The sequence below is a fragment of the Halobacillus sp. BBL2006 genome, from assembly GCF_000786645.1.
GTDB lineage: Bacteria > Bacillota > Bacilli > Bacillales > Halobacillaceae > Halobacillus.
This window is the reverse complement of record NZ_JRNX01000620.1, coordinates 1-1,603: the sequence shown is the minus strand read 5'-3', so window position 1 is coordinate 1,603 and position 1,603 is coordinate 1. Positions and strand designations below refer to the sequence as shown.

At 41.2% G+C, this 1,603-nt stretch carries 2 protein-coding genes; both read right to left on the bottom strand.

Annotated features, from left to right (window positions below):
* Positions 1-245: 245 nt before the first annotated feature.
* Positions 246-506 carry a stage V sporulation protein S gene (locus LD39_RS17080; RefSeq protein WP_035550419.1) on the bottom strand — a complete coding sequence of 87 codons (261 nt, stop codon included), beginning with the start codon at positions 504-506 and terminating at the stop codon, positions 246-248.
* A gap of 110 nt (positions 507-616) precedes the next feature.
* Entirely contained in the window at positions 617-1,414 is a 798-nt protein-coding gene (locus LD39_RS17075) for a TIGR00282 family metallophosphoesterase (protein WP_035550416.1), read from the bottom strand.
* Positions 1,415-1,603 lie beyond the last annotated feature (189 nt).

Below are 1,603 nucleotides of genomic sequence, written 5' to 3'. Positions count from 1 at the left end.
CGTTTCCCCGCCAATCCGAGTCCTTATCCAGTAACGGACCCAGATATCTCGAAACTAAGTCTTCAACAAACGGGAGCTTTTTTAGTATAAGAAAAATCAACTACAAGATTTATAGACTTCGCGGCGTAGGTTTACTTACTTATATAACTAAACGATCCTCTCAATTTCAACGTTGAGTCCATTAAAAAAACCGCACTCTATTTTAGAGTACGGCTTGCTTGTATGAAGGTAGGGCGACTAATTAACTACCGAGGTTCGACAATCAACTTAATTGCCGTGCGTTCCTCCTCATCAATCATAATGTCGGTAAAGGCAGGAATACAAATTAAATCCATCCCACTAGGGGCTACAAATCCTCTGGCTATCGCAACCGCTTTGACTGCCTGATTAAGTGCACCTGCACCTATCGCTTGAATTTCAGCAGTGCCGCGTTCTCTTACTACGTTTGCCAAAGCTCCTGCTACTGAATTGGGTACGGATTTAGCTGATACTTTTAATACATCCATTACTAGCTCCTCCTTCAATCACTATAGTTGTTCCATAACTACTATATTCCTGGAGATGTAGAATATTACCTTTTTCCATTATGAATGAATTTGTCACAAAATTCAAATAATCATTCGAAGAAGGGGTGATCGTCATTGATTAGAAGACGCTGCACTTTCTGAGCATGACCCGTTTTCTCATCTACATCTACCAAAAATCCGCTTAGTTGTGCTCTTCCCTTTTTTGGAACTTCAAAACGTACAGGTAGATTTGTAAGAAAACGTTTTATCACTGCTTCACGGTCCATTCCTAAGATGCCATCGTATGGCCCAGTCATACCAACATCTGATATATAAGCGGTTCCTCCTGGCAAAATGCGCTCATCCGCCGTTTGGACGTGTGTATGTGTACCAACATTAGCACTTACTCGCCCATCGATATACCAGCCCATAGCCTGTTTTTCACTCGTAGTTTCAGCATGGAAATCAAGGAAAATGATAGAGGTTCGTTTTTTAGCTTCTTCTATCAGCTCATCTACTTTTCTGAAGGGGTCGTCGTTGGGGGCTAGAAATGTTCGACCTTGGAGATTGATGACAGCGACTTCACCTTTAGGTGTTTTAACAAACGTCATTCCTTTTCCTGGTGTCCCTTCCGGAAAATTAGCAGGACGTACAAGATAGTCTGCGTCATCAATGAAATCGAAAATCTCTTTTTTGTCCCAAGCATGGTTTCCAAGAGTTACGGCCTGTGCGCCTTTTTCTAAAAACCTGCGATAGATTTTTTCTGTAATCCCTTTACCTGAAGCAGCATTCTCTCCATTGATGATGGTTACAGCTGGCTGAAATTTTTGTTTTAGTTTAGGTACATATTCATCTACCATATCTCTTCCTGGGGATCCGACAACGTCTCCGATAAATAAAATTCTCATAATTGCTTCCTTTCTCTCGTGATTCGTAGTAGTAATTTAGTAAAAGGATTTCTCTATAAACAGAAATGAAGCGGCCTGAGGCCGCTTCATGGTATTATTTCGCATACTCCACGGATCGTGTTTCACGAATGACAGTAACTTTAATATGACCTGGATAATCGAGTTCTCCCTCGATTCGGTTTCGAATAT